Source organism: Kitasatospora sp. NPDC001683 (assembly GCF_053596495.1).
Window position 1 is genome coordinate 1 of sequence record NZ_JBSFGK010000220.1, and the last position, 2,589, is coordinate 2,589.

Annotated in this window: 1 protein-coding gene; it reads right to left on the reverse strand. The window is 72.0% G+C overall.

Features of this window, described 5'->3' with window-relative positions; translation table 11 throughout:
* Positions 1 to 80: 80 nt before the first annotated feature.
* Positions 81 to 2,090 (reverse strand): Ig domain-containing protein, encoded by a 2,010-nt coding sequence (locus ACWCYO_RS40560; protein ID WP_449787037.1) that lies wholly within the window; start codon positions 2,088 to 2,090, stop codon positions 81 to 83.
* Positions 2,091 to 2,589 lie beyond the last annotated feature (499 nt).

A 2,589-nucleotide genomic window follows, 5' to 3' on the forward strand; every position in this document is an offset into this window, starting at 1 on the left:
CCGTACGAACGCCCACACCCGGTAGCAGCCGCCCCCGCCACCGCGACGCGCGGTGCCGGGGCCGGAGTTCGAACCAGGGGTCAGCTCTCGCGAGCCGAGGCGTCGTCGATCAGGAACGCCGTGCTCGGGGTCGCACCGGTCTCGTGGGAGACCAGCTTGAGGCCGATGGTGGTCCCCCAGCCGACCTGCCCGATGAACGGGGAGAGGTCGACCGACTGGTACTGGTAGCCGTTGGTCGGGTTCTGGCTGGTCCAGGTCTTCACCGTGCCGAGCGGCTGCCCGGTGTACTGGTCGATCGCCACCAGCGACAACGTGTCGGGCGAGGAACCGGAGGTGTTGGTCGTCTCGGTGTCGAGCCAGAAGGAGAAGGTCGCCTGCCCGTAGCCGGGGTAGGTGTTCAGGTAGGTGGTGATGGAGTCGTCCGTGCCGGTGTTCTGGCCGAGCCAGGCGTACCAGGAGCCGGAGTGCGGCGCGTGCAGGCTGGACGGGGTGATGATGTTGTAGCCCGAGGGGCCCCAGGAGTCCGTCATCACCGTGTGGTTGACGTCCGCCGAGCCGTTCTCGAAGCCGGGGTCGATGAGCTGCTCGATCGGGTTGCAGCCCCTCCCGCCGCTCGCGCTGACGTTCTCCCAGAAGCCGGTGGAGGCCGTCCTGCCCGCCGCGTCCGTCGCCGTCACGTTGATCCGCTGGTAGCCGGTGGTCGCGGCCGCGGTGCCGGAGATGACCCCGCTCCTCGCGTCGATGGCCAGCCCCTGCGGCAGCCCGGTGGCGCTGTAGGTGAGGGCCGAACCGCTGCTGGACACGCCCACCGCCGGGATCGACAACAGCTGCCCGGCCTTGTCGATCCGGTCGCACATCGTGCTCACCGAGACCGGCGGGCTGGTCACCACCGGGTCCGAGGCCATGCACAGGTGGTCGGAGTTGGACCACAGGGTCTGCAGCGGGAAGCTGCCGGTGGCCAGGTCCTCGAAGAACAGCCCGCCGTTGGAACCCTTCGGGATCCAGGCGCACTTGTCGCCGATCTCCTGACCGGTGGCGTCCGTCCAGCCGCCCGGGGTGTTCGGGTCGGTCACCGTCTCCGCGTACTCGTGGCCGCCGATGATCCCGTAGCCGTCGAGCCGGCCCCGCGGGGTGTTCTCACCGAACCAGTTGGTGCCGCAGCCGGCCACGTCCGTCAGGTACGGCATGTTGGTGTAGGCGAGTTGGCCGTACGGCGAGCGCTGGAAGTCGTGCCAGGCGCAGTAGCCCAGTTCCTTCCACTTGTCCGGGTCGGTGCCCTGCGGCGAGTCGATGATGTACTGGACGTTGCGGTTCTGCGCCTCGGTCAGGTTGCCGAAGTGCTTGGCGGCGGCCAGCGCCTCGGCGCCGAGCTGCGGCTCGGTCGCGGCCTGCGGCGCGGGGGCGCTGTTGTCCACCCAGACGCCCGCGAGCACGCTGCCCTGCTGGGGGAACGGGATGTGCGCGGAGCCGGCCGGGCACTGGATGGAACCGGCGGCGATGCCCTCGCAGTACTGGGTCAGCACGGCGCTCCAGCCGTCGCCCGCACTGCCGAGGCCCTTGAAGAAGTCCTGCTGGTACGGGGCGGCCTGGTCCGGGTCCCCGGTGGTCACGGTGTCGCCGGAGGAGTTGGTCGAGGGCGTTCCCCACTGGGATCCCCAGAGCACCAGGTAGACCTTGGGCGCGCCGATCACCACACCGGTCGACTCCTGGCCGCCCTTGTAGGTGACCTGGAGGTCGTACTGGTTGGCGACGTTGCCGTCGCCGTCCTTGCCGGTGCCCGGATCGGCGCCGTCCACCAGCTGGGGCGTCTTCTTGCCGCCGGTGTTCGCGGCGGCGACCGGGCCGGTCCTGGCCGCCCTGGCCCGGCGCGGGCCGGACTTCTGCGGGGCGGCGGCCGCCTTCGGGGTGCCGGGCTCGACGGCGACGGTGGCGGCCTGCGGCGCGTGATTGTCGGCCATCGCGGACAGCGGGCTGCTGAGCGCGGCGCCGGCCAGGGCGGCCGCGAGCGCCACCAGGGCCGTGCGCGGGGCGCGTTGGGCGCGGCCGGCGCCTTGAGCGGGATCGGAGGAGCGGGATCGGAATCTGAACACGGGTCGGGTTCCGTCTCTCGTGACATGGGGGAAGGGTGTGCACGTTTTTGCGGTGCGGGTACGGAGCTGACAGCTCGTCAACCGGATGCGGCGGGGGATGGGAACCGGATCTCGACCGGACCGCTGTGCAATGCGCCATATGATATTTCACTGACCGTCGCACACAAGTCCCCCACGGACGACGAGGATCAGCGGCACCCATCCACGGGCACTCGGCCCGGTCGCACCCGTGGGCGCCCGCAGGCGCCCGCACGCCCACCCCGCCCGGGCCGATCGTCCCCGAATCGGGCGCACCGCGGTGGACCCGCCAACACGGCAGGTGCACGCGGATTTTAACTTCCCCTTACCCGACTCCACCTCGCCTTGACGGTCCCGCCGTCAGACCGCGCGGCGGCGGCCCCGGGGGGGGGGGGGGGCCCCCGGGGGGGGGGCCCCCCCCCGGGGGCCCCCCCCCCCCCCCGGCGGGGTGGGGCCCGCGGGGGGGGCCGCCCCGCCCCGG